The following is a 22,715-nucleotide window of genomic DNA, read 5'->3' on the forward strand; positions in this document are numbered from 1 at the left end:
GGACTAGGCGGCGCGGGGAGCCGCTGTGCTGCCGGGCGTTTCCGGCGGTGCGGGCAGCTCCGCCAACGCCGCTCGCAACTGCGCCAATTCGACATCGAGAGTGGGATTCATCAGCGGCGAGCCGGCCAGCCTGAACATTTCCCCGGCGACCTCGGTGCGGCCCTCCAACACGGCTTTGGCCGCAGCCGTGGCCATCGCATTGCGCAGCATGTGGCAATGCTGCTGGTTCGTCACAGCGTTCTGCAGCGCAATGCCCAGCGCGTGGGCCATGGTCTGGCTGGCGGCGGCCGCGGCAAAGGGGTGCCGGCCGTCACCGATCAACTGCAGTACCTGCTGGATCGCTTCGACGGCCTGACTGTTTACCAACCCGGTCGCGGCGGAGTTGCCATTGCCATTGACGTCGCTCATGACCGAATGTCCGGCGCCCTGACGTCGGAAGTTTCGCTAAGCAGCGCCTGGACGCAGCGTGTTGTGGCGGCCTGGGCCAGGATGTTGTTCTGCTGCTGTGCGTTGGTGGCGTTTTGTGCCGCATTGGCCAGCGCCTGTGCCATGGCTACGTAAAGGTTTCCCATCGCGACGGCCGGAGCGTCGCCCAGGACGCTCACGTTGCCTTGGGTGACCGCATCGGTGATCTGGTCGTTGACAGAGGTGGGGAATGCCATGTCAGAGTCCTTTCAGGCCAGCGTTCAGCGCATTCGCATTGCCGGGCGCGGACGACAGCAGAGTGGCCACGCACATCGTCGTCGCAGCCTGCGCCGTCACGTAGCTTTGCTGCTGGCTGTTGGTGGCGTTATGGGCGGCATTGGAGAGCGCCACCGCGCAGGCCTCGAACAAGCTGCCCATCGCGACGGCCGGGGCGTCGCCGAGCACGCTGACGTTCGCCTGGGTCACCGCATCGGTGATCTGGCTGTTGACTGAGGTGGGAAATGCCATGGGTGTATCCGTCTTTCTTGTGGTTGGAGAAAATTGAAGAAGGCTTCAGGTGGCGCGCGGCCGGGCCATGTTCTGGACTGCTTCCGAGACCGCCTTTTCAGCGTCCTGCATGGCGTCGAAGACGGCGCGGAGGTGGGCGGCGTCCGGCGGCGGGTTGATCGGGTTGGGCGGCGTCGGTGCGTCGTCATCCACTGCCGGCTGCGGTACGGCGGTCGAATCGGGTGTGTCGGCAGTAGTGGCCATGCGAATCGGCACGCGTGGCGCGCCTCCTCCCTTTGTTGTTGGGCTGAATCTACGGGGGGGCCGATCCGCCGTCAAGCCCTGTCAAGCCTGACAGGGGCCGGCAGTCGATGTGATGCAGGAGTCTCAGGGGGCGAGGAACGGTTCGTGGCTGCGCCGGCAGCGGATCGCGAGCTCATCCAGGGTGCGATACTCGACCGCATGGGGTTGAAATGCCTGTCCGTCCAACGAGATGCCGGGTGCTCCGTTGCGCGGCCCGAAAGCGAGATAGCACAACCATGATTTTGTTCGGCGTACGCTCTCCCCTGATCGTCGAGATCGAGGAGACGCTCCTGCGGCTCGGCATCCCGGTCACGGCGGCGGTCAGCGTCAACGGCGTTCCCCGCCTGCACGACCGCAGCCACCTGGTCGACCTGTCTGCCTTCAGGCCGCAGGCCGGAGACGCGTTCATCGCCTGCGCGTTCTCGCCCCAGCGTCGTGCGGAACTGGTCCGATTGGCTCTGTCCCTCGGCCTGAAGAAAGCCAGCGCACTGCTCGATCCGACGTCCATCCTGCCCCGGTCCATTCGCGTCGGGGCGTGCAGCTTCGTCAACGCCGGGGTGGTGATCGGCGGCCTGTCGATGTTGGGGGAGGGCGTGCTGGTCAACCGGTCCGCGTCGCTTGGACATCACACGGTCCTGGGCGACTACGTGAGCATCGGTCCCGGGGCGACGCTGGCAGGCAATGTCCACGTGGGCGATGGCGCAATCATCGGCGTCGGAGCCGTGGTGCTGCCGGATGTGCGCATCGGTGCGGGCGCCATCGTTGCGGCCGGTGCGGTGGTGCGCAGGCATGTCCCGGATGGCACGCTGGTGGCGGGCAATCCCGCCGAGGCCAAGCGGTTCGACGCGAGCCGCAGTTCGCTGAACGTGGAGGATGGGGAATGACCCGCATCACGGCCAGCACCCTCTGGGACCGGGTGTGTTCCGGCGGCCGGTCGGAGTTCATGGTCACGCCGGGTCAACGATTCACTTACGCCGATCTGGAACAAGGTGTCCGCAGGTGGTTGAACTGTTTCGATGCGGCTGGACTTCGCCCGGGCGACCGCATGGTGATGCGAACCCGGCACGAACCTGCCATGGTGTCCGGCTTCATCGCGGCGCTGCTGGATGGCATCGTCCCGGTCCTGCTGGCCGCCGACACACCCGACTTGCGCGTCCAGGCCATTCACGCAAAGGTGGACGCGGCGTGCCTCGTCCTGGATGAGGGCGCCGCCGGTCAATGCCTGAGCCATGCCAGGGCGGTGCAACTCGCCGAAGCCGGGCCGGCGAAGCGCGGGCTCTTCAGGCGTGCCGAACCTGCTGACGCCTTCTCGCATCTGAGGTCCGGGGCTGCCACACGCGCACCTCGCCTGCCGTCCGGCCGTTCCGAGCTGGGGTACATCCTGTTCACCTCCGGAACGACCGCGTCGCCGAGCGGAGTCATGATCAGCCAGGGCAATCTGTACGCCAACCTGGAGACCCTCACCAGGCTGTTCGGCTACCAGCAGCAGTCCCGCATCTTCAACGATATGTTGCTGGCCCACGCGGATGGCATGGTGCAAGGCCCCCTGCTCGCGCTCGCCAGCGGTTGCGCGGTGATTCGCGCGGGCGGCTTCACGATCCCGACCACCGAAGAGTGGCTGAACCGGATTCGCGCGGAACGCGCCACGCATGTCATCACCGTCCCTACCGTGTGGGCGATGATCGACGCGTATGCCCGTTTCGACGACTACTTCGATGCGCCCGAGTGCAGGTTGCTGTTGTCGGTCGCAGCCAAGTTGCCCGACGAGTTGTGGAGGCGGCTGGAAAAGCGCTTCGGCCGTCCCGTCTGCAACCAGTACGGCCTGACGGAAACGGTGGCCAGTGCCCTCTATGCCGGCCCGCTCGCGGAGATGGGCGGCTTCGGCACGATCGGGTTGCCCGTCGACTGCGAAGCCAGGATCGACCCCCTGTCGCCCGACCGGCAGGAAGGCGAACTGCAACTGCGCGGCGAGAACATCTTTCCGGGCTACTGGCAGGACGAAGAACGGACGAAGTCCGCTTTCACCGCCGACGGCTGGTTGAAGACCGGCGACCTGGTGCGGCAGCGAGCCGATGGACCCTTCGAGTACCTGAGCCGCCTCAAGAGCGTCATCATGATGGGCGGCTTCCTCATTCGGCCGGACGAGATCGACGAGGCGATGCTGGCCCATCCCGCCGTGCGGGAGAGCGTGACGGTCGCGATCGAGGACGAGATGTTTGGGGAGGTGCCGGTCACGGGCGTGGTGTGCAGCGAGCCAGTGGGCGAGAACGACCTCACTGAGCACGCCCGGACGCGGCTGGAGGCCCGGAAGGTCCCGAAGCGGATCATCGCGCTGGCCGAGATTCCGCGTGGCCTGTCCGGCAAACCGACGCTGGCGCAGCTGACCACGGCCTTGATGGCGGCCGTTGGCCCGCATGCGCGCGTTGGCGAAGGCGAACAAGTCCTCGACGACGCAGTCCTGGCGATCGCGGCCCGCGTGTTCCGCGTCGCTGCTGACCAGTTGACGCTGGACTCGGGGGTCGGCGACGTTCCCGGTTGGGACAGTTTCTCGCATCTCAACTTCCTGTTCGAGATCGAGACCCATTTCTCCGTGAGCATTTCCGCGGCGCGGTTTGCCGCCATCCGATCCATCAGGGACATGACGCGGGCGGTCCGGGAATCGCGAACGTGAGGGCTGCGGAGATCGTCTGGGCCTGGATCGCCGCCATCGCCGTCGTTTCTGCCGTGTCGACGGCGGTCGTTCTTTCCGACACGAGGTTCGACGGCGCTCAGATCGCCGTCGTCGGGTCGTCGCTGATGCTCCACGCCATCCCGCCAAGTGGGCTGAACCGCGACGCAGTGCTGGGGGACGGGCGTTCGCACCGGCGGATCGGCGTGCGTTCTATCAGTGAAAAGGAACTGCTGTCGTTGGCAGCGCGAGCGCTGGACGAACGTGCGGCGCTCGTTCTTCTGGAGGTCAATCCGCTGATCCGGGATTTCCCGGGTCCTGACGACGAAAGCTGCACCGACTGGCTGACCTCGCTGCGCACAACGGTCCATCTGAAACGAAGGGCGATCGCCGGGGCGACGAGGCGGGCGCTCGGATTGGCTGCGCGCGAACCCGCGATGGCAGAAGCCATCGGACTGGACGAACGCAGTACTCAGATTGAACGGCAACTTGCCTTGCACTACCCGCTTCACCTGCGTGAACCCCGGTGCCGGCAGGAGTTGAACCGGATCGTGGCGGCCGCACACCGGCAAGGCGCGCAGGTGGTCTTGGTGCTCCCGCCGCGATCGAACACGGCCCATGCATACCTGGGCCAGTCGCAGGCTGTCGAACTCGAACTGAGGGCCCGGCGTCTTGCCCACGAGCTCGGAACGCCGTTGTTCGACGCAGGCAGCCCCTGGCCCGACCACGAGTTCGTCGACCATGCCCATCTGGCCTCGTCCGGGCGCGAGCGTTTCCTGCGGGAACTTCGCCATTGGTGGCGGCGCCACCCATGATCGACACGTCCAGCATGCTGGTCCTGCTCACCTTGGGCGCGGTGCCGATCGCCTGGGCTCTGCCTCGCTCCTGGGCCATGGACGGCATTGCATGCTGGACGGTTTGCGCGCTGGCCTTGCTCGCACCGTTGTCGGCTGTCTGGCTTCTCGCGGCGGCTGTCCTGACGCCGGTTGTCCTGCAGGCCGGCGATCGGGTGGGGTTCCGCAGCGCCGTCGCAGCGGGGTGGTCTGTGGTGCTGCTGGCGGCCTTTGTCTACGCCAGGCTCACGCCGGGCTTGCTGTGGGTGGGCGCGTCGTTCTTCACGCTGCGGCACCTGCACGTTATCGGCGAATGGTGGATGAAGCGCCTGCCGCCCCCTGGAATACGCGAGCACCTGCGGTACCAGTTGTTCCTGCCCGTGATCCTCGTGGGCCCGATCCATCGCATCGAGAACTTCAACCGGCAATGCCTGCGGCGACGATGGGATGCCCCGGACTTTCTTTGCGGTGCCGAACGTTTTCTTGTCGGCGCCTTCATGGCTTTCGTCGTCGGTGGGTGGCTGATCGGGGTGGTGGCCCGCGGGGCGCGCGATTCCTTGGCTGGACTCCATGCGTTTCCTCGCCTGTGGATCGCCTCCGCAGTGGAGTGGGTGCAACTCTACTTCGTCTTCGCGGGCCTGTCGGCCGTTGCCCTGGGTGCCAGCCTCATGATCGGCCTGCGCCTGGAAGAGAACTTCAATCGTCCATGGCAAGCAACTTCGCTGCTGGAGTTCTGGACCCGCTGGCACATGAGCCTGACCAATTGGGTGCATGACTACGTCTTCAGGCCCGTGATGGCGCTTGGGCGCAACGCCTTCCTGGGCCTGCTGGCGGCGATGCTGGTGATCGGCCTGTGGCACGAGTTCTCGGCCTACTACGTGCTCTGGTCTTTCTGGCAGGTTCTCGGCGTGATGGCGACGCGGCTTGCCGCGCGTTGGATGCCGGGGTTTCGCCTGCCCGGCAGGCTTGCCGCCGGGCTCGGCCCCCTTCTGGTCCTGGCCTGGCTTTCGCTCGCGCGGCCCGTGATCGACAGCGGGCTGCAATTCATCCGATGACGCCACTCCACCGACTGCTCTCCAGCAAGCTGCCGAAACCTTGGGCGGTCGTCGCGCTGGCCGTTCTCTACGCGACGATGTTGTTCGCAGTGCTGCTGGCGGGCACCCATGGCATCGAGGACAACGTCTACGTCGATGTCAAGGGGAAGCGATGAACGGCTGGTCGGCCCTTACGCTAAGTACAGCGCGCCCAGGGCCAGCAGCGCCGGCACCGCCTGCACGAAGAAGATCTTCCGGCTCACGCTGATGGCGCCGTAGACGCCGGCCACGATCACGCAACCGAGAAAAAACGTCAGCACCGGCCGGCCCGCCGCGGTGCCGAGCAGCAGGCCCCACACCAGGCCCGCCGCGAGGAAACCGTTGTAGAGGCCCTGGTTGGCGGCGAGGACTTTGGTGTCCTCAGCGCGCTGCGGCGTGTTGTTGAACGTGCGCAAGCCCATGGGTTGGGTCCAGAGGAACATCTCCAGCACCAGGAAATAGAAGTGAAGCAGCGCGACAAGCGCGACGAGCACGATGGCGATCATGGGGAAACCCTCCGGATTATTGAGAAACATTAGTGTTTTCAGTCGGTATAATAACGTTTTCAAGCGATGCCCGCAACCCGCCGTCCTGCCCGCCCCAAACCGCCGCCTCGCGCCCTGCCGCGCGGCGGGCGCCACCCTCTCACGCAGGAGGCTGTGGCGCAGTCGCAGCGGGCGCGCCTCCTGGACGCAGTCGGCCATGTCGTCGCCGCCAAAGGCTTCAAGGCCGCCACCGTGGCCGACGTGATCGCGCTGGCCGGCGTGTCCCGGCGGACCTTCTATGAGCAGTTCACCGACCTGGAAGCCTGTTTCCTGGCGGCCTACCAGGATGGGATGCAGAACCTGTTTGCCGCGATCAGGGAAGCGCTGCGCGGACGCGCGGACGCCGATTGGCGCGAGCGCGTGCGCCTGTCGATCGATGCCTATCTGCGCACGCTGGCGGCCGCGCCGGAATTGAGCTGGACGTTTTCCGTCGAGAGCCTGGGCGCGGGCAACCAGGCGTTGCAGCAGCGCGGCTGGGTGCTGGAGCAATGGGTTGCGCAGTGGCGGGCACTGCTGGTCCGGCGTGAGCGCGAGGAGCCGAAGGCGCGGCCGGTCGCCGACAGCAGCCTGCTGGCGATGGTGGGCGGCATCGAGGAACTGGTGCGCGATCGCCTGCGGCGCCAGGGCGCCAGGGGCCTGCCCCAACTGGCCGGGCCGATCACCGAGTTCACGCTGGCAGTGCTGGGCGGCTGACCCTGCCCCCCCGGATTGCGGGGTACCCCGGGCGCTCCGGCATTCCTAGAATTGCCGCACCTCCCCCAGCATCAAGGCAAGCCGCCATGGCCACCTATCGTTTCATTCTCGCCGCCGCCCTGGCTGCGTTCACGCAGGCCGCGGCCGCGCAATCACCGGCAGCCGCCGCCGAAGCCGATCCCGATGCCTACTTCAAGGGCCAGATGGGCGGCACCTTCGGCAAGAACATCATCGACGTCATGCCTGCGGCCAAGCGGGTTGCCGTCGCTTCATTCCGTGTGGCATTCATCACCGACAACAGCGTGTCCGCCCAAGTGCGCGGCTCCTACCTCCCCGGGCGCGACACCAGCGGCGCGCGATCATCGCTCTACGTGGCGCTGAAGGGTGTCGAACCCAAGACGTTCCAGGCCATCGCCGACAAGGCCTATGCCGACTTGCTCACCCAGCTGGCCGCCAGCGGGCGCGAGGTGGTGCCCATGGACCAGATGACGGATTTCTTCGCCAGCGTGAACGCGACGCCTTCCGATGCGGCGCGGCCGTACACGAAGACGCACAACGGCCAGACCGCCGCTTTCTTTGCGCCGTCGGGCATGCCGCTGGTGTTCACGCATTTCGACGGCGCCTGGGGTGACCGCGGGGCTTTCGATCTGAACAACTACCGCCGGCTCGAGGAGTACTCGTACAAGTGGAAGGCCGCGGTGATCGCGCCGCTGCTGGTCGTGAACTTCGCGAAGATGAGCTCCAGCGGCAACCAGTCCGGGCTCGTGGCGCGCACGGCCGAGACCGGCGCCGAGCTGTCGATGTCGGTCGCCGCGCTGCAAAGCTTCTACTCGCGCGCCGACGAGTTCCGCAACGGCATGGCGATGGGCGGGGACCAGGGCGGCTTCAGCCTCATCGCGCCGATCGCCAGCCCGTTGACGTTCGGCACCTTGCAGAAGACGGCCCAAGAAGACAACGTGGGCGTCAAGAGCGTCTTCGACGTGCTGGGCAAGGCGGCAGGGCTGGCCAACGCGGGCGGCGCCGCGCGCAGCACGACACGTTCAGTGGCCGAAACCAGTGACGCTGCCTACGCGGCGGCGGCTGAAGATGCGCTGCGTCGCATGGGCACGACGCTCGCGGCCTGGTTCAAGAAGTACCCCCCGGCGAACTGAAGCCCTACTTCTTCTCGTCGTTGCCCAGGCTGGGCAGGCCATTGGTGCCGCCTGCCGTCAGCAGGCCGGCCTTGGCGTAGATGCCGAGCTTCTCGCGCGTGTCGACGATGTCCAGGTTGCGCATGGTCAGCTGGCCGATACGGTCCTTCGGCGAGAAGGGGGCGTTCTCGACCTTCTCCATCGACAGCCGCTCCGGCGCGTAAGTCAGGTTGGGCGACTCGGTGTTGAGCAGCGAGTAATCGTTGCCACGGCGCAGTTCCAGTGTCACTTCACCGGTGACAGCCCGCGCCACCCAGCGCTGCGCCGTCTCGCGCAGCATGATGGCCTGCGGGTCGAACCAGCGGCCCTGGTACAGGAGGCGCCCGAGCTTGCGGCCGTTGTCGCGGTACTGCTCGATCGTGTCTTCGTTGTGGATGCCGGTGACCAGGCGCTCGTACGCGATGAACAGCAGGGCGAGGCCTGGGGCTTCGTAAATGCCGCGACTCTTGGCTTCGATGATTCGGTTCTCGATCTGGTCGCTCATGCCAAGGCCGTGGCGGCCGCCGATGCGATTCGCTTCCAGGATCAGATCCACCGGCGAGTCGAACGTCTTGCCGTTCAACGCGACCGGCTGGCCTTCTTCGAAGCGCACCGACACCGTCTCGGCCTTCACCGCGACTTCGTCTTTCCAGAAGGCCACGCCCATGATCGGGTTGACGATCTTGATGCCGGTGTTCAGGCTTTCCAGGTCCTTGGCCTCATGCGTCGCACCGAGCATGTTGGAGTCGGTGGAGTAGGCCTTCTCGGCCGACATCTTGTAGCCGAAGCCGGCGGCCGTCATGAAAGCCGACATCTCCGCGCGGCCGCCCAACTCGTCGATGAACAGCTGGTCGAGCCAGGGCTTGTAGATGCGCAGGTGCGGGTTGGTGAGCAGGCCGTAGCGGTAGAAGCGCTCGATGTCGTTGCCCTTGAAGGTGCTGCCGTCGCCCCAGATGTGGACGTCGTCTTCCTTCATCGCGGCTACGAGCATGGTGCCGGTGACGGCGCGGCCCAGCGGCGTCGTGTTGAAGTAGGTCAGCCCGCCGGTGGAGATGTGGAAGGCGCCGGCTTGCAGCGCCGCGATGCCCTCGTGCGCGAGCTGCACGCGGCAGTCGATGAGGCGCGCCTTCTCGGCGCCGTATTGCATCGCCTTGCGCGGGATCTCGTCGTAGTCGGGCTCGTCGGGCTGGCCCAGGTTGGCCGTGTAGGCGTAGGGGATGGCGCCCTTCTTGCGCATCCAGTGCAGCGCGGCGCTGGTGTCCAGGCCGCCGGAAAAGGCGATGCCGACTTTCTGGCCGGAGGGAAGGTTTTCGAGGATCGTGGACATGAAGATTCAGCGAGGGTGTGTAGCCGAGGAGTTCAGCCGGGGTGTCAGCCGAAATGGCAGATGTAGTGGTAAGCCTCGGCCACCTTGATGTCGAAGCTCGAATTGGCCGGCACGCTGAACTTCTCGCCAGGCCCGCTCTTTTGCCAGCTGTCGCTGCCCGCCAGCTTGTATTCGCAGCCGCCCGCCACGCATTCCATGATCTCGGCTGCGCCGGTGTTGAACGTCAGCTGCGAGGGCAGCACGACGCCGACCGACTTTTTGGTGCCGTCGGCCAGGGTGACGGTGTGGCTCACGCACTTGCCGTCGAAGTACACATTGGCCTGCGCCGAGACGCTGGCGCCGTCGATTTTTTCGGTGGTCATCGCTGAAGGGAAAAAGGGACAATTTTAGCCTCTGGCCCTTCAACGGCTTTCCGGCCCTGCGCCTTCCGCGTATAAAGCGCTGCAGCAACTCGAAGGAATCCGATGAAGAAGCTGCTCGTTCCCTGCGCTTGCCTGCTGGTTTTCGGCCTCGTCCATGCGCAGGCCCCCGCCCCCGACACCTGGAGCGCCATGCCCCAGGCCAGCGATGACCGCTATTCCAACCCGAAGAGCAAGGTCTACGCGGGGCCCAACGGCTGGTGGGGGACGGGCCAGGTGCGCGCCGTGGTCAACAACCCGGCCAAGACGCCGGCCTATGAATACCGCGGCAGCTTCAGCTACAACAAGATGTTCTCCGCGGTGGATTCGGAGACGAAGCTGAAAGTCATGGGGCTGGACTTCGGAACCGACAAACCAGCGCCAGGCACCTACGCCGCGAGCGCCAAGCCCGATGCCGCGCAGAAAAAGGTGCAGGTGTCGTTCGGCGACGTCAGTGGGCAGAAGATTCGCAACTGGACCAGCGCCGACAAGGGTGGCACCGTCACCGTCTCGCAGGTCAACGGCTTCTTGTACGTCAAGTTCCGCGACGTGGTGCTGCAGCCCAATGGGGTCCACAACACGGCAGAGCTGAAGCACCCGATGACGGTCGGCTTCGAAGGCGCGATCCCGCCGGAGCGGTAGGCTGCTGTCCCAACAAGTTCGAGGTCAGCGAATCGGTTGTGTTCGGTGAACTTCGCGGCAAAGCTGTGCGTGGGCGGGCTGCGGCGCGATGGCTACGGCGTTCGGCTTCGGTGCTTCGCACCTGCAGCCGAATCCCTTGCGCCGGGAGACCCCGCGACCCGCGCGAAAAAACTCTCTCCGCTTTGCTCCGTTCAAACAATTTTCGCGAGCATGAAACGGTCGCGTCGCAAGCGACGCTGGGTCGCGGGGTCACCCGCCGCAAGCGCCTGAGCTTTATTCGCGCCGCAGCCCGCCCACGCACAGCTTCGCAGGGACACTGTTGGCGCGCCTCCGGTGGAAGGCCACCGCTTTGGTCGTCCGCCAGGATCTCGGCACGCCTCTGCCGCACGCCATCATCTCACTGCAACGCCGTGCATGGCCGGGCCGCGGCGCGAATAAAGCCCAGGCGCCCGCGGTGGACGGTCTTGCGGCCCAGCGTCGCTTGCGACGCGACCGTCTCATGCTCGCGGCACTTGTTTGAACCGCGCAAAGCGCGGTGAGTTGGGCCGCGCGGGCCGCAAGACCGTTCAGCGCGGGGACTCCGGCAGGAGCTTGCGAAGCAGGCGATGCCGGACGCCGTAGCCATCGCGCCGCGGCCCGGCCATGCACGGCGTTGTCGCGCGGTCTCAGAGCGCCGGATGTTCAAAATGCGGCGCTGGAGAAATTACGGGACGCGCTAGCCGCGCGTCTCAGCGCCAGTGCCGATGACCGTGATGATGACGGTGGCCGCCGGAGAAGCCGAAGCCGAGCGACAAACCGATCGGGTAGTACGGCGCAGCGCCATAGTAGGCCGGCGCGTAATAGGCGACAGGTGCCGGATACGCGACCGGCATCGCGACCACGTGCGCCACGGCCTGCCCGGGCTGGTCCGCCTGGTCCGACTGCACCATCGGTGCGACGGCGGAGCCGACCGGCGGCGCGACGATCACCGGTTGAGCAGTTGACGGGACGGGTGTACCCACCGCGCTGGGAAATGTGCTGGGAAATGTGCTGGGTGGTGCGCTGCCGGCGCCCACGGGTGTGAGCTGCAGGCGGATGGTCTGGCCCGGGTCGTAGGGCAATTGCACGTTGAATTGCTTGCCCGCGTATTCGTACACCACGTTGTAGGCGGTGGTGCGGTTTTCGTAGAACGTCTGCGTCGAACACTGCTGCATGGCTTGCGGCTGGCTACGGCCTTCGATGCTGTCGCCGACAGCGGCGCCGGCCACCATGCCCACGCCCGTCGCGGCGGCACGGCCCATGCCGTGGCCGATGGTGTTGCCCAGCAGGCCGCCGACGATGGCGCCAATCACCGCACCGCCGCCGGAACTGGGCTGCTGCACAACCATGGGCTGGCTGCACACCTGGCGCGGCACGGCCACTTGCTGCATGACGGGGGTCGTGGACAGTACCCGGCCGAATTCGTCGGCGCTGGCCAGGCTGGACGCGGACGCGAGAATGCCCATCGCGGAGAAAAGAACTGCTTGTTTCATGATGGCTTCCGGTGTGACGTCAATGCCCAAATTTTAGGCAAAACGCCGCGAAAGCCGCCGCCTTTACCGTAAAGCGACGGTAAAACCGCGAAATTGCGCACGCTTTCAGCGGTGCGCCAGCAACGCCCAGGCCTCGGGATCGAAACCCACCGTGGTCTGCCCGCCCCATTCGACGACCGGCCGCTTGATCACGCTGGGCTGCGCCAACATCAACGCCTTGGCGCTGGCGGCGTCCTTCACGGCCTCCTGCGTGGCGGCGTCGAACTTTCGCCAGGTCGTGCCCTTGCGGTTGACGAGCTTTTCCCAGCCGACTTCGCCGAGCCACTGGTCCAGGTGAGGCACCGGCACACCTTGCTTCTTGAAATCGTGGAACTCATGTGCGACGCCTTGTTCGGCGAGATAGGCGCGCGCCTTCTTCACGGTGTCGCAGTTGGGAATGCCGTAGAGGGTGATGCCCATGCGAGTTCCGCGCTAGTGGTTGTCGCGCGGCAGGCCGAACGTGGTGTTGATGCGCTGGTATTTGACTGCCGGCTTCAGCACCATGCCCTGGGACAGCTCGTCGACGATGCCGCGCTGGATCTCCTGCCACGGCGTCTGGCTGGCCGGGTACTTGTAGCCGCCGGCGGCCTCGAAGGCGGCGCGGCGCTTGCCCAGCTCTTCATCGCTGACGAGCATGTTCGCCGTGCGCTTCTTCAGGTCGATTCGCACCCGGTCGCCGGTTTTCAGCAGCGCCAGGCCGCCGCCCGTGGCCGCTTCAGGCGATGCGTTCAGGATCGACGGCGAGCCGGAAGTACCCGACTGCCGCCCGTCGCCGATGCAAGCGAGCGCCGTGACGCCTTTCTTCAACAGATAGTCCGGCGCGCGCATGTTGACCACCTCGGCCGCGCCCGGATAGCCGATCGGCCCCACACCGCGCATGAACAGGACGCTGGCGGGCGTGATCTCCAACGCCGGGTCGTCGATGCGCCGGTGATAGTCCTCCGGCCCGTCGAACACCACGGCCGTTCCCTCGAACGCCATCGGGTCTTGCGGGTTCTCGAGATACTGCTTGTGAAACTCGGGCGTGATCACGCTCGTCTTCATGATGGCGGAGTCGAACAGGTTGCCGCTGAAGTTCAGGAAACCCGCGTTCTGCTTCATCGGCTGCGCATACGGGAAGATGACCTTTCGGTCGCTGGTGAACTTTCCTTCGCAGTTTTCGGCCAGCGTCTTGGCATTGGCGGTAATGGCCGGCTGGATCTTTCCTTGTGCAATCAGTTCGGCTACCACGGCCGGCACTCCGCCGGCGCGGTAGAACTCCTCGGCCAGGTATTCGCCGGCCGGCTGCAGGTTGACGAGCAACGGAATCTCGTAGCCATGCTTTTCCCAATCGGCCGTGCTCAACTCCACGCCGATGTGTTTGGCGATCGCGTTCAGGTGAACTGGCGCATTGGTCGATCCGCCGATCGCGGAGTTCACCACGATCGCGTTCTCGAAAGCGGCCCGCGTCAGGATGTCGGAGGGCTTCAGGTCCTCGCGCACCATCTCGACGATGCGCTTGCCCGTGAGGTACGCCATCTCCTGGCGGTCCCGGTAGGGCGCGGGAATGGCCGCACTGCCGGGCAAGGTCATGCCCAGAGCCTCGGCCAACGAGTTCATCGTGGAGGCCGTGCCCATGGTGTTGCAGTGGCCCGTGGAAGGCGCGGACGATGCGACCAGCTTCAGGAATTCCTGGTAATCGATCTCGCCCGCCGCCATCATTTCGCGCGCGCGCCAGACGATGGTGCCCGAACCCGTGCGCTCGCCCTGGAACCAGCCATTGAGCATGGGCCCGGAATTGAGCGCGATGGCCGGGATGTCGACCGTGGCCGCCGCCATCAGCTGCGCCGGCGTCGTCTTGTCGCAGCCGGTGGTGAGCACCACGCCGTCGATCGGGTAGCCGTAAAGCACCTCGATCAGGGACAGGTATTGCAGATTGCGATCGAGTGCGGCGGTAGGGCGCTTGCAGGTTTCCTGGATCGGATGGATGGGGAACTCGAAAGCGATGCCACCTGCGTCGCGGATGCCTTCGCGGACGCGCTCGGCCAGTACCAGGTGGTGGCGATTGCAGGGCGCGATGTCCGAACCGGTCTGGGCAATGCCGATCATCGGCCGGCCCGACTGCAGCTCGTCGAAGCCCAAGCCGAAATTCATGGTGCGCTCCAGGTAGAGCGCGGTCATGTCGGCGTTGGCCGGGTTGTCGAACCAGGCTTGCGAGCGCAGGCGCGGGGGAGGGGTGTTTTTCTGGGAAGTCATTGCAGGGCCTTGAGTGTCTGCGCCGCCGTGGGCAGCGCCTTGCAGTCGTCGATGTATTGTCGAACGATCTCCGCGAAGTTTTCGTGGGGCTTCAGGCCCAAGCGCGCCGCCCGCGCCGCGGTCGCGCCGCCGGGCCAGTTGGCGACGATGCCGGCGATGCGTTCGTCGCGCTCGAAGCGCACCAGCTTGCGCACGGCCGGGCCGGCCACCTCTTCGAGCGCGTCGAGCATGTCGCTCACGCGCACATTGAGCGCCGGCAGATTCATGGCGGTGCGCCCCAGGAAATGCTCGCGCGAGGCTTCGTACACCGCGATCAGCCCGTCGACCGTGTGCGACGGCGATGACATCGGATGCGACACATCCGGCGAAACCGGGCACACCGACTCCACGCCCGCCAGGGGCTCTCGGATGATGCCGCTGAAGAACGAAGACGCCGCGCCATTGGGCCGGCCGGGGCGCACTGTCACGGTCATGAGCCGCGCGGCACGGCCGTCGATGTAGCCCTTGCGCGTGTAATCTGCGACCAGGTGCTCGCAAATGAGTTTTTGCGTGCCGTACGAAGTCTGGGGCGCGGGCAGCGTGTCGTCGGCCACCAGCTTGGGCAGCGGAACGGCCGGGTCGGGGCCGAACACGGCAACGGAACTGGAGAACACCACGCGGGCCGGCTTGCCGCCCGCATTGACGTGGGCTCTCAGGGCGTCGAGCAGGGCGCGCGTGCTGTCGAGGTTGGAGCGCAGGCCCAGATCGAAGTCGGCCTCGCACTCACCGGACACTGCGGAGGCGAGGTGAAAAACGCCGTCGAATGGTTCGGTCCGTAAGGCATCGGTATGCGCCAGCAGCGAGCCGGTGCGGGCCTCGACCCGTCCATCGGCCAGCAGGTCGGGCGGCGGCGCCGCCATGTCGGCGAGCACGAGCCGCTCGATGCGTTCGCCCGCCAGCGTGCCCTGCGCCAGCAGAGCGCGAGCGAGGCGGGAGCCGACAAAGCCGCCACCTCCGGTGATCAGCAGTTTCACGGAACCCCCTTCAAGGATTTCTTTGCAAGATTGAGTGGTGCGACGACGCGCAGGGCTGCCTGCCGCCGTTGCCGCGAAATGACGCCGCCTTCGACCAGCCGCTGTTCGCCGTGCAGGATGTGCTCGGTGGCGTGCCGGCGGGCCGCGGCCGGGTCACGCGCGGCGATTGCTTCGAGCACGGCGCGGTGTTCGCGTTGGACGGCCAGCATGAAGTCGCGGCGGCGCGCTTCGTTGCCGCGCGTGATGCGCATGCCTTCACGCAGGTACTGTTCCAAGAAGCTCAGCAGCAGGCGGAACTGCGGGTTGCCGGTGGCTTCGCCGATGATGCGGTGGAACGCCAGGTCTTCGGCGACGCCGTCGCGGCCTTCGGCTACGGCCACGTCGATGCTTTTCAGCGCGCGCCGCAGCTCGGCGATTTGCGCGCGTGTGGCGCGTTCGGCCGCCAGCGCCGCGATCTCACCTTCCAGGACGCGGCGCACCTCGACCACATGGACCACCGATTGGACGGACTCCAGGACCGAATGGTCGAAAGCGAGCGGCTGGTGCGCCGGCGTGGGCGCAACGAACACGCCCGAGCCCTGGCGCGCCACCACCAGCGCCCGCGACGCGAGCTGGTGCATGGCTTCGCGCACGACGGTGCGCGAAACGCCGTGGGCGGCGGCGAGCTGATGTTCGGTGGGCAGGCGGTCGCCGGGCGCCAGGATGCCCGATTCGATCTGCATAGCCAGCTGGACCGCAAGGCGGTCAGACAGCCGTTCGACGGCCAGCCGGATCGGGGCGGTCACGGAAAAAACCTGCGCATGGCGGGGAATTGAAATACGGTTATCAGGTCATCATACAAATTTTCGGCCACTTCAACTAGCGAGTTTCCCTAGTGACGGCGCGGCGGCGACGTGCGGATACTGCGCGCTGCGATTGCCGAATCGTGCCCTCTTGCGCACGCCCGCGGCGATTCTTGAGGACTTCAACGCATGGCAAGTGTCACGATCCAGGCAGTCAAGAAGAACTTCGGCGAGGTCCCGATCCTGCATGGTGTGGACATCGACATCCAGGACGGCTCGTTCACGGTGCTGGTGGGCCCGTCGGGCTGCGGCAAATCGACGCTGCTGCGCATGATCGCGGGGCTCGAGAAGATCAGCGGCGGCGAAATCCGCATCGGCGAGCGCCGCGTCAACGACCTGCCGCCGAAAGAGCGCGACATCGCGATGGTGTTCCAGAACTACGCCCTGTACCCGCACATGACGGTGCGCGACAACATGGCTTTTGCGCTCGCGCTGGCCAAGACGGACAAGGCGACCATCGACTCGAAGGTCGGCCGCGCGGCCGAGATCCTGGGCCTGACGCCCTTGCTCGACCGCTACCCGCGCCAGCTCTCGGGCGGCCAGCGGCAGCGAGTTGCCATGGGGCGCGCCATTGTGCGTGACCCGCAGGTGTTCCTGTTCGACGAGCCGCTGTCCAACCTCGACGCCAAGCTGCGCGTGGCGATGCGCAGCGAAATCAAGGAACTGCACCAGCGCCTGAAGACGACGTCCATCTACGTCACGCACGACCAGATCGAGGCGATGACCATGGGCGACAAGATCGTCGTCATGCGCGACGGCCGCATCGAGCAGGCCGGCAACCCGCTGGAACTCTACGACCGGCCCGCCAACCAGTTCGTCGCCGGCTTCATCGGCTCACCCGCCATGAACTTTCTTCCGGGCACATTGCGGCGCAGCGGCGGCGCGGCGCGCGTGGAACTGCAGGACGGCACCTTGCTCGACGCGCCGCTGCAGGCCGGCGGCCAGGACGGCCAGCCCGTCGTCTACGGCACGCGGCCGGAGCACCTGTCGCTGTCGGACAACGGCGGCATCCCGTCGCAGGTCGTGGTGCTGGAGCCGACCGGCATGGACACCTTCGTCGCCTGCCGGCACGAGGGCGCGGATCTCTCCGCCGTGTTCCGCGAGCGGCACGATTTCGCACCCGGCACGCTCATCCGCCTGCAGCCCGACCTGCAGCGTGCCCACCTTTTCGACGCAGGCACTGGCGAACGGCTGGTGGCCTGACTGATTTGTTTCGCCCGTTCACACACACAGGAGACAGACATGAGTGACTTCAATCGCCGCAAATTTCTTGAAGGCTCCGCCGGCGTGGCGGCTGCGGCCACCATGGGCACCGGCGCGGCCGTCTTCGCGCCGGCCATCCATGCGCAGACGCTCGCCTTCAAGCCTGAAAAAGGCGCCAAGCTTCGCGTGCTGCGCTGGAGCCGCTTCGTCCAGGGCGACATCGACGCCTACATGGTCAATGTCAAGAAATTCACCGAGAAAACCGGCATCGAGGTGCGGATCGACAACGAAGGCTGGGAAGACGTTCGACCCAAGGCTGCCGTGGCCGCCAACACCGGCGCGGGTCCGGACATCATCCTCTCGACCAACGACGATGCGAACCTGTATCCCGAGAAGTTGCTGGACGTGACCGACCTGGCCGACTACCTGGGCAAGAAATACGGCGGCTGGTACCCGGCGAACGAGGCTTACCTGCGGCCCGACGGCAAGCGCTGGATCGGCATCGGCCTGGGGGCTGCCGGCGCGATGATGGTCTATCGGCAAAGCCAGCTGAAGGCTGCCGGTTTCGACACCTTCCCCAAGGACACCGCCGGTTTCCTGAACATGCTCAAGGCACTGCACGCCAAGGGCACACCCGGCGGCTTCGCGCTGGGCAATGCCACCGGCGACGGTCTGTGGACCAATTGGCTGATCTGGTCGCACGGCGGCCAGCTGGTCGACAAGAACAACAAGGTGATCATCGACAGTGCCGAAACTATCAAGGCGCTCGAGTACGCGAAGGAGCTGTACGCCACCTTCATTCCCGGCACGCTGTCGTGGCTGGACCCGAACAACAACAAGGCCTTTCTGGACGGGCAGGTCAGTGTCACCAACAATGGCATCTCGATCTATTACGCGACCAAGACATCCGCCGACCCGAAGGTCCAGGCATTGCGCGAGGATGTGCAGCACGCGTCGTATCCGGTAGGCCCGGTGGGTGTGCCGACCGAGTCGCATCTGTTCTTCAACCAGATGGTCATGAAGTACACGAAGTATCCTCAGGCGGCCAAGGAGTTCCTGCGCTTCATGATGGAAAAAGAGCAGTTCGATCCGTGGCTGACGGGCGCCGGAGGCTACATTGCGCCGCCGCTGGCCGAATATGCCAAGAGCGCGATCTGGACCTCCGATCCCAAGCACACCCCCTACCGCGACGCCGTCAAGAACATGCGCCCGTCGGGCTATGCGGGCAAGCTGGGCTACGCGTCGGCTGGTGCCGGGGCCGACTTCATCGTCTGCAACATGGTGGCCGAGGCGGCCAGCGGCTCCAAGACGCCCAAGGAAGCCGCCGAACGCGCACAGAAGCGCGCTGAGCGTTACTACAAGGTCTGAGCATGGCGCAACCTGCGGTGCAAGAAACCACGCGCGTTGGTGCGCCGCAGGCACGCGCGCCCAGGCAGCCGTCGATGCTGGAGAGGTTCCAGAACAACAAGAACGCCCTGGGTTGGGCGTTCATGTTGCCGGCGTCCGTGCTGCTGCTGCTGTTCCTGACCTATCCACTGGCCCTGGGCACCTGGCTCGGCTTCACAGACGCGAAGATCGGGCGCCCGGGCGAATGGATCGGCCTGGAGAACTTCAAGTTCCTGGTGACAGACAGCGTCACCCAGCTCGCGCTGTTCAACACGCTGTTCTACACCGTGGTGGCCAGCATCGCAAAATTCGGCCTGGGCCTGTACCTTGCACTTCTGCTCAACAAGCGGCTGCCGTTCCAGAGCTTCTTCCGGGCGGTGGTCCTGCTGCCCTGGATCGTGCCGACAGCGCTGTCGGCGATCGCGTTCTGGTGGATCTTCGATGCGCAGTTTTCCATCATCAGCTGGGCGCTGATGAAGATGGGGCTCATCGACAAGTACATCGATTTCCTGGGTGAGCCCTGGAACGCGCGCATCTCCACCATCATCGCGAATGTCTGGCGCGGCATCCCCTTCGTTGCCATCTCGCTGCTGGCCGGGCTGCAGACCATTTCGCCTTCGTATTACGAGGCTTCGGCCATCGATGGCGCAACGCCTTGGCAGCAGTTCCGGCACATCACGCTTCCGTTGCTGACGCCGATCATCGCCGTCGTGATGACGTTCTCGGTGCTGTTCACCTTCACCGACTTCCAGCTGATCTATGTGCTGACCCGCGGCGGGCCGCTCAACGCCACCCACTTGATGGCAACGCTGGCCTTCCAGCGCGCGATATCCGGCGGAGCGCTGGCCGAGGGCGCCGCGATCGCCACCTTGATGGTGCCGTTCCTGCTGGCGGCCGTCATGTTCAGCTATTTCGGCCTCCAGCGCCGTGCCTGGCAGCAGGGAGGCGACAAGTGAAGGAAAGCAAGAACAACGACGCATCGCAGGGCATGGACTTCCTGCAGTCCATGCCGCGCCGCTGGGTGACGCTTTACATCCCGATCGTGCTGTTCGTGATCGTGCTGCTGTTCCCGTTCTACTGGATGGCGATCACCTCGTTCAAGCCCGACAGTGAGTTGCTGTCTCGCAGCGGCAACCCGTTCTGGATCATCGGCCCGACGTTCGCGCACTTCGAGAAGCTGCTGTTCAAGACCGAGTACCCGGCCTGGCTGTGGAACACCGTGATCGTGTCGGTGGTGTCGACCGTGATCTCACTGGTGGCCTCGATCCTGGCGGCCTATGCCATCGAACGGCTGCGCTTCCAGGGCGCGAAGCCGGCGGGCGGGGCGATCTTCCTGGCGTACCTCGTGCCGCCATCCATCCTGTTCATCCCACTGGCCGCGATCGTGGTGAAGCTGGGGCTCTTCGACAGCCGGATGGCGCTGATCCTCACGTACCCGACCTTCCTGATTCCGTTCTCGACGTGGCTGCTCATGGGGTACTTCCGGTCGATTCCCTACGAGCTGGAAGAGTGCGCGCTGATCGATGGGGCCACGCGCTGGCAGATCCTGGTGAAGATCGTGCTGCCGCTGGCGGTGCCGGGCCTGATCTCCGCGGGCATCTTCGCATTCACGCTCAGCTGGAATGAATTCATCTACGCGCTGACCTTCGTCTCGTCCAGCGAGAACAAGACAGTGCCCGTGGGCGTGGTCACCGAGCTGGTGGAAGGCGATGTCTACCACTGGGGGCCGCTGATGGCGGGCGCGCTGCTCGGCTCGCTGCCGGTGGCTTTCGTCTATTCGTTCTTCGTCGAGTACTACGTCTCGGGCATGACGGGGTCGGTGAAAGAGTAGCGCGGGCTGCGCTCCGGGCGGGTTGCTCCCATTTGGGACAATACCCGCATGGAAACCCTGCAAGACTGGCTGGCGCACTGCGAACGGCTGCACCCCAAGACCATCGAACTCGGCCTGGAGCGCTCGCGCGCCGTGGCCGATCGCATGGGCTTGCGCTTCGAATGCCCCGTGATCACCGTGGCCGGCACCAACGGCAAGGGCTCGACCTGCGCGATGCTGGAAGCCATCGTGCAGCAGGCGGGCTGGCGCAGCGGCGTCTTCACTTCGCCGCACCTGGTGCACTTCGAGGAGCGCTGCCGCATCCATGGCGAAACGGTGAAGGCGCAGGAGCTGGTGCCGCATTTCGCGCGGGTGGAGGAGGCGCGGGGCGACATATCGCTCAGCTACTTCGAGTTCACGTCGCTCGCGATCATGAGCCTGCTGGCCGCGTCGAAGCTCGATGTTGCCATCCTCGAAGTGGGCCTGGGCGGTCGCCTCGACATGGTCAACATCATCGACACCGACTGCGCGATCATCACCAGCATCGACCTGGACCACATGGACTACCTGGGGCCGGACCGCGAGAGCATCGGCCGCGAAAAGGCCGGCATCATGCGCACCGGCAAACCCGCCATCGTCGGCGACCCGGTGCCGCCGCAAAGTGTGATCGACCGCGCCTTGGAGATCGGTGCGGACCTGTGGACGCTGGGCCGCGACTTCAATTTCTCCGGAGACAAGCAGCAGTGGGGTTGGGCCGGGCGCGGCAGGCGATACGCCGGGCTGGCCTATCCGGCATTGCGCGGCGCCAACCAGTTGATCAACGCTTCGGGCGTGCTGGCTGCGCTGGAGTCGCTGCGCGACAAGCTGCCGGTCACGGCGCAGGCGGTCCGCAACGGGCTGGCCCTGGTGGAATTGCCGGGCCGCTTCCAGATCGTGCCCGGCCAGCCGGCGCTGGTGCTGGATGTGGCGCATAACCCGCATTCCGTCGCGGCGCTGGCGGCGAATCTCGACGCCATGGGTTTCTTTCCCACCACGCACGCCGTGTTCGGCGCGATGGCCGACAAGGATCTGGCGCCCATGCTCAAGAAGATGGGGCCCCTGGTCGATCGCTGGTACTTCACGGACCTGCCAACGCCCCGCGCCGAAACGGCCGCCAACCTCCAAACCCAGTGGCAGGCGCAGGAAAAGCGGAGCGACGTGGCTGCGAGCACCCACTCCGCGCCCATGGAAGCGTTCAACGCCGCGGTCGCCGCGGCGGACCCCGCTGATAGAATCGTCGTCTTCGGATCGTTCTACACGGTGGGGGGCGTTCTGGAGCACGGCGTGCCCCGACTCCAGGCCAAACATCTGTAGGCCCAGCCCCCACAGCGACAGGTTTCATGGCCTTTTTCAAAATGCGCAAAGGTGGCGACGAGCCGGCAGCCACCCGCTCCCAGCCCGAAAGTATCGAGGCGATGCGCAAGCGCGCCAGGCACCGCCTCATCGGCGCCGGCGTGCTGGTGCTGTTGGGCGTGATCGGCTTCCCGCTGCTGTTCGACACCCAGCCCCGGCCGATCGCGGTCGACATCCCCATCGAGATTCCGGACCGCAACAAGGTCAAGCCTTTGGCCGCGCCCGCTCAGCCCGCCGCCGCGCAAGCGCCTGCTGTGTCCGGCCCGGTGACAGTGGCATCCGCGCCCGCGAAGGAAACGCCGGCGCCGCCGCCTGAAAAGGTGGCCGAAGCGGCGTCCGCCAAGCCGGAACCCAAGGCAGAGGCCAAGCCCGAGCCGAAGCCGGAGCCGAAACCCGACGCCAAGGTGGCGGCCAAATCCGATGACGGCGCCAAGGCCAAGGCCCTGCTCGAAGGCAAGGAAGCCGCGGCCGCCGCAGCCGAAGGGCGTTTTGTCGTCCAGGTCGGCGCCTTCGCCGATGCCACCAAGGCCCGCGAAACGCGCCTGAAGGTGGAAAAAGCCGGCCTCAAGACCTATACCAACGTGGCCGAGACCAAGGAAGGCAAGCGCATCCGCGTGCGGGTGGGGCCTTTCGGAAGCAAGGCAGAGGCGGACAAGGCGGCGGACAAGATCAAGGGGCTGGATTTACCGGCCAACATCCTCACCTTGTAAGAGTCGCTCCC

Annotated in this window: 26 protein-coding genes; 14 read left to right on the forward strand and 12 right to left on the reverse strand. The window is 65.8% G+C overall.

What is annotated here, in order from left to right; translation table 11 throughout:
- Positions 1 to 3: 3 nt before the first annotated feature.
- The 4 genes from EEB15_RS16040 to EEB15_RS16055 are packed head-to-tail and all read right to left on the reverse strand — an operon-like array spanning position 4 to position 1,176.
- The gene (locus tag EEB15_RS16040) at positions 4 to 408 is read right to left on the reverse strand and encodes a RebB family R body protein (RefSeq protein ID WP_141510887.1); all 405 of its coding nucleotides are present in this window, start codon (positions 406 to 408) and stop codon (positions 4 to 6) included.
- A complete protein-coding gene (locus EEB15_RS16045; RefSeq protein WP_141510888.1) occupies positions 405 to 662 on the reverse strand; it encodes a RebB family R body protein in 258 nt (85 codons plus the stop codon). The genes EEB15_RS16040 and EEB15_RS16045 overlap by 4 nt, the downstream gene beginning before the upstream one ends.
- 1 nt (position 663) lies before the next feature.
- Positions 664 to 933, reverse strand: coding sequence for a RebB family R body protein (locus EEB15_RS16050; protein WP_141510889.1), 270 nt, complete (start codon positions 931 to 933; stop codon positions 664 to 666).
- A gap of 45 nt (positions 934 to 978) precedes the next feature.
- Positions 979 to 1,176 carry a hypothetical protein gene (locus EEB15_RS16055; protein WP_141510890.1) on the reverse strand — a complete coding sequence of 66 codons (198 nt, stop codon included), beginning with the start codon at positions 1,174 to 1,176 and terminating at the stop codon, positions 979 to 981.
- 275 nt (positions 1,177 to 1,451) lie between these two features.
- Here EEB15_RS16055 and EEB15_RS16060 point away from each other — a divergent pair, with 275 nt between their 5' ends.
- From EEB15_RS16060 to EEB15_RS33695, 5 genes are read left to right on the forward strand one after another with little or no spacing between them, the layout of a single operon-like run.
- Positions 1,452 to 2,099 carry an acetyltransferase gene (locus tag EEB15_RS16060; RefSeq protein WP_158290125.1) on the forward strand — a complete coding sequence of 216 codons (648 nt, stop codon included), beginning with the start codon at positions 1,452 to 1,454 and terminating at the stop codon, positions 2,097 to 2,099.
- A complete protein-coding gene (locus EEB15_RS16065; protein ID WP_141510892.1) occupies positions 2,096 to 3,886 on the forward strand; it encodes an AMP-binding protein in 1,791 nt (596 codons plus the stop codon). The genes EEB15_RS16060 and EEB15_RS16065 overlap by 4 nt, the downstream gene beginning before the upstream one ends.
- Positions 3,883 to 4,698 (forward strand): hypothetical protein, encoded by an 816-nt coding sequence (locus tag EEB15_RS16070; RefSeq protein ID WP_141510893.1) that lies wholly within the window; start codon positions 3,883 to 3,885, stop codon positions 4,696 to 4,698. Before EEB15_RS16065 ends, EEB15_RS16070 begins: the two co-directional genes overlap by 4 nt.
- Complete coding sequence (locus EEB15_RS16075; RefSeq protein WP_141510894.1) at positions 4,695 to 5,771, forward strand: MBOAT family O-acyltransferase; 1,077 nt, start codon at positions 4,695 to 4,697, stop codon at positions 5,769 to 5,771. The genes EEB15_RS16070 and EEB15_RS16075 overlap by 4 nt, the downstream gene beginning before the upstream one ends.
- On the forward strand, positions 5,768 to 5,926 hold the full coding sequence (locus EEB15_RS33695) for a hypothetical protein (RefSeq protein ID WP_158290126.1): 159 nt from the start codon (positions 5,768 to 5,770) through the stop codon (positions 5,924 to 5,926). The genes EEB15_RS16075 and EEB15_RS33695 overlap by 4 nt, the downstream gene beginning before the upstream one ends.
- 15 nt (positions 5,927 to 5,941) lie before the next feature.
- Here the strand turns inward: EEB15_RS33695 and EEB15_RS16080 are convergent, their stop codons facing one another.
- Positions 5,942 to 6,295: a DUF1304 domain-containing protein gene (locus EEB15_RS16080; protein ID WP_141510895.1), complete on the reverse strand. Its 354-nt coding sequence runs from the start codon at positions 6,293 to 6,295 to the stop codon at positions 5,942 to 5,944.
- 66 nt (positions 6,296 to 6,361) lie between these two features.
- Between EEB15_RS16080 and EEB15_RS16085 the strand changes: the two genes are divergently transcribed.
- Positions 6,362 to 7,027, forward strand: a complete 666-nt coding sequence (locus tag EEB15_RS16085) for a TetR/AcrR family transcriptional regulator (protein WP_141510896.1) — start codon at positions 6,362 to 6,364, stop codon at positions 7,025 to 7,027.
- Positions 7,028 to 7,113: 86 nt separating this feature from the next.
- Entirely contained in the window at positions 7,114 to 8,178 is a 1,065-nt protein-coding gene (locus EEB15_RS16090) for a hypothetical protein (protein WP_141510897.1), read from the forward strand.
- 4 nt (positions 8,179 to 8,182) lie between these two features.
- Here EEB15_RS16090 and argG read toward each other — a convergent pair whose 3' ends face one another.
- Together argG and EEB15_RS16100 are read right to left on the reverse strand one after the other, a co-directional pair.
- Positions 8,183 to 9,523 (reverse strand): argininosuccinate synthase, encoded by a 1,341-nt coding sequence (gene argG / locus EEB15_RS16095; protein ID WP_141510898.1) that lies wholly within the window; start codon positions 9,521 to 9,523, stop codon positions 8,183 to 8,185.
- A 44-nt stretch (positions 9,524 to 9,567) separates the two neighbouring features.
- On the reverse strand, positions 9,568 to 9,885 hold the full coding sequence (locus EEB15_RS16100) for a pyrimidine/purine nucleoside phosphorylase (RefSeq protein ID WP_141510899.1): 318 nt from the start codon (positions 9,883 to 9,885) through the stop codon (positions 9,568 to 9,570).
- 102 nt (positions 9,886 to 9,987) lie between these two features.
- Here EEB15_RS16100 and EEB15_RS16105 point away from each other — a divergent pair, with 102 nt between their 5' ends.
- The gene (locus EEB15_RS16105) at positions 9,988 to 10,563 is read left to right on the forward strand and encodes a hypothetical protein (RefSeq protein WP_141510900.1); all 576 of its coding nucleotides are present in this window, start codon (positions 9,988 to 9,990) and stop codon (positions 10,561 to 10,563) included.
- A 728-nt stretch (positions 10,564 to 11,291) separates the two neighbouring features.
- Here EEB15_RS16105 and EEB15_RS16110 read toward each other — a convergent pair.
- The 5 genes from EEB15_RS16110 to EEB15_RS16130 form a co-directional block, all read right to left on the reverse strand.
- Complete coding sequence (locus EEB15_RS16110; protein WP_141510901.1) at positions 11,292 to 12,074, reverse strand: glycine zipper 2TM domain-containing protein; 783 nt, start codon at positions 12,072 to 12,074, stop codon at positions 11,292 to 11,294.
- A gap of 105 nt (positions 12,075 to 12,179) precedes the next feature.
- Positions 12,180 to 12,533: an ArsC family reductase gene (locus EEB15_RS16115; protein WP_141510902.1), complete on the reverse strand. Its 354-nt coding sequence runs from the start codon at positions 12,531 to 12,533 to the stop codon at positions 12,180 to 12,182.
- A 12-nt stretch (positions 12,534 to 12,545) separates the two neighbouring features.
- The gene (locus EEB15_RS16120; RefSeq protein WP_141510903.1) at positions 12,546 to 14,348 is read right to left on the reverse strand and encodes an IlvD/Edd family dehydratase; all 1,803 of its coding nucleotides are present in this window, start codon (positions 14,346 to 14,348) and stop codon (positions 12,546 to 12,548) included.
- Positions 14,345 to 15,361: a D-erythronate dehydrogenase gene (gene denD, locus EEB15_RS16125; RefSeq protein WP_141510904.1), complete on the reverse strand. Its 1,017-nt coding sequence runs from the start codon at positions 15,359 to 15,361 to the stop codon at positions 14,345 to 14,347. Before denD ends, EEB15_RS16120 begins: the two co-directional genes overlap by 4 nt.
- The gene (locus EEB15_RS16130; protein ID WP_233259510.1) at positions 15,358 to 16,146 is read right to left on the reverse strand and encodes a FadR/GntR family transcriptional regulator; all 789 of its coding nucleotides are present in this window, start codon (positions 16,144 to 16,146) and stop codon (positions 15,358 to 15,360) included. The genes denD and EEB15_RS16130 overlap by 4 nt, the downstream gene beginning before the upstream one ends.
- 186 nt (positions 16,147 to 16,332) lie before the next feature.
- On the opposite strand from EEB15_RS16130, the gene EEB15_RS16135 reads away from it, so the two are divergent.
- The 6 genes from EEB15_RS16135 to EEB15_RS16160 all read left to right on the forward strand — a co-directional run bounded on the left by EEB15_RS16135 (position 16,333) and on the right by EEB15_RS16160 (position 22,704).
- Positions 16,333 to 17,406, forward strand: a complete 1,074-nt coding sequence (locus EEB15_RS16135) for an ABC transporter ATP-binding protein (protein ID WP_141510905.1) — start codon at positions 16,333 to 16,335, stop codon at positions 17,404 to 17,406.
- 39 nt (positions 17,407 to 17,445) lie between these two features.
- Positions 17,446 to 18,774: an ABC transporter substrate-binding protein gene (locus EEB15_RS16140; RefSeq protein WP_141510906.1), complete on the forward strand. Its 1,329-nt coding sequence runs from the start codon at positions 17,446 to 17,448 to the stop codon at positions 18,772 to 18,774.
- Positions 18,775 to 18,848: 74 nt separating this feature from the next.
- Positions 18,849 to 19,748, forward strand: coding sequence for a carbohydrate ABC transporter permease (locus EEB15_RS16145; protein WP_141511077.1), 900 nt, complete (start codon positions 18,849 to 18,851; stop codon positions 19,746 to 19,748).
- Positions 19,749 to 19,780: 32 nt separating this feature from the next.
- Positions 19,781 to 20,623: a carbohydrate ABC transporter permease gene (locus EEB15_RS16150; RefSeq protein ID WP_141511078.1), complete on the forward strand. Its 843-nt coding sequence runs from the start codon at positions 19,781 to 19,783 to the stop codon at positions 20,621 to 20,623.
- A 48-nt stretch (positions 20,624 to 20,671) separates the two neighbouring features.
- Positions 20,672 to 21,955, forward strand: coding sequence for a bifunctional tetrahydrofolate synthase/dihydrofolate synthase (folC, locus tag EEB15_RS16155; RefSeq protein ID WP_141510907.1), 1,284 nt, complete (start codon positions 20,672 to 20,674; stop codon positions 21,953 to 21,955).
- Positions 21,956 to 21,981: 26 nt separating this feature from the next.
- Positions 21,982 to 22,704: an SPOR domain-containing protein gene (locus tag EEB15_RS16160; protein WP_141510908.1), complete on the forward strand. Its 723-nt coding sequence runs from the start codon at positions 21,982 to 21,984 to the stop codon at positions 22,702 to 22,704.
- Positions 22,705 to 22,715 lie beyond the last annotated feature (11 nt).

This window comes from Ramlibacter sp. WS9, assembly GCF_003797765.1.
Lineage (GTDB): Bacteria > Pseudomonadota > Gammaproteobacteria > Burkholderiales > Burkholderiaceae_C > Ramlibacter.

Coding starts and splice junctions, on each gene's coding strand:
- EEB15_RS16040 (WP_141510887.1), bottom strand. CDS start 408: ATGAGCGACGTCAATGGCAATGGCAACTCCGCCGCGACCGGGTTGGTA.
- EEB15_RS16045 (WP_141510888.1), bottom strand. CDS start 662: ATGGCATTCCCCACCTCTGTCAACGACCAGATCACCGATGCGGTCACC.
- EEB15_RS16050 (WP_141510889.1), bottom strand. CDS start 933: ATGGCATTTCCCACCTCAGTCAACAGCCAGATCACCGATGCGGTGACC.
- EEB15_RS16055 (WP_141510890.1), bottom strand. CDS start 1,176: ATGGCCACTACTGCCGACACACCCGATTCGACCGCCGTACCGCAGCCG.
- EEB15_RS16060 (WP_158290125.1), top strand. CDS start 1,452: ATGATTTTGTTCGGCGTACGCTCTCCCCTGATCGTCGAGATCGAGGAG.
- EEB15_RS16065 (WP_141510892.1), top strand. CDS start 2,096: ATGACCCGCATCACGGCCAGCACCCTCTGGGACCGGGTGTGTTCCGGC.
- EEB15_RS16075 (WP_141510894.1), top strand. CDS start 4,695: ATGATCGACACGTCCAGCATGCTGGTCCTGCTCACCTTGGGCGCGGTG.
- EEB15_RS33695 (WP_158290126.1), top strand. CDS start 5,768: ATGACGCCACTCCACCGACTGCTCTCCAGCAAGCTGCCGAAACCTTGG.
- EEB15_RS16080 (WP_141510895.1), bottom strand. CDS start 6,295: ATGATCGCCATCGTGCTCGTCGCGCTTGTCGCGCTGCTTCACTTCTAT.
- EEB15_RS16085 (WP_141510896.1), top strand. CDS start 6,362: ATGCCCGCAACCCGCCGTCCTGCCCGCCCCAAACCGCCGCCTCGCGCC.
- EEB15_RS16090 (WP_141510897.1), top strand. CDS start 7,114: ATGGCCACCTATCGTTTCATTCTCGCCGCCGCCCTGGCTGCGTTCACG.
- argG (WP_141510898.1), bottom strand. CDS start 9,523: ATGTCCACGATCCTCGAAAACCTTCCCTCCGGCCAGAAAGTCGGCATC.
- EEB15_RS16100 (WP_141510899.1), bottom strand. CDS start 9,885: ATGACCACCGAAAAAATCGACGGCGCCAGCGTCTCGGCGCAGGCCAAT.
- EEB15_RS16105 (WP_141510900.1), top strand. CDS start 9,988: ATGAAGAAGCTGCTCGTTCCCTGCGCTTGCCTGCTGGTTTTCGGCCTC.
- EEB15_RS16110 (WP_141510901.1), bottom strand. CDS start 12,074: ATGAAACAAGCAGTTCTTTTCTCCGCGATGGGCATTCTCGCGTCCGCG.
- EEB15_RS16115 (WP_141510902.1), bottom strand. CDS start 12,533: ATGGGCATCACCCTCTACGGCATTCCCAACTGCGACACCGTGAAGAAG.
- EEB15_RS16120 (WP_141510903.1), bottom strand. CDS start 14,348: ATGACTTCCCAGAAAAACACCCCTCCCCCGCGCCTGCGCTCGCAAGCC.
- EEB15_RS16135 (WP_141510905.1), top strand. CDS start 16,333: ATGGCAAGTGTCACGATCCAGGCAGTCAAGAAGAACTTCGGCGAGGTC.
- EEB15_RS16140 (WP_141510906.1), top strand. CDS start 17,446: ATGAGTGACTTCAATCGCCGCAAATTTCTTGAAGGCTCCGCCGGCGTG.
- EEB15_RS16145 (WP_141511077.1), top strand. CDS start 18,849: ATGCTGGAGAGGTTCCAGAACAACAAGAACGCCCTGGGTTGGGCGTTC.
- EEB15_RS16150 (WP_141511078.1), top strand. CDS start 19,781: ATGGACTTCCTGCAGTCCATGCCGCGCCGCTGGGTGACGCTTTACATC.
- folC (WP_141510907.1), top strand. CDS start 20,672: ATGGAAACCCTGCAAGACTGGCTGGCGCACTGCGAACGGCTGCACCCC.
- EEB15_RS16160 (WP_141510908.1), top strand. CDS start 21,982: ATGGCCTTTTTCAAAATGCGCAAAGGTGGCGACGAGCCGGCAGCCACC.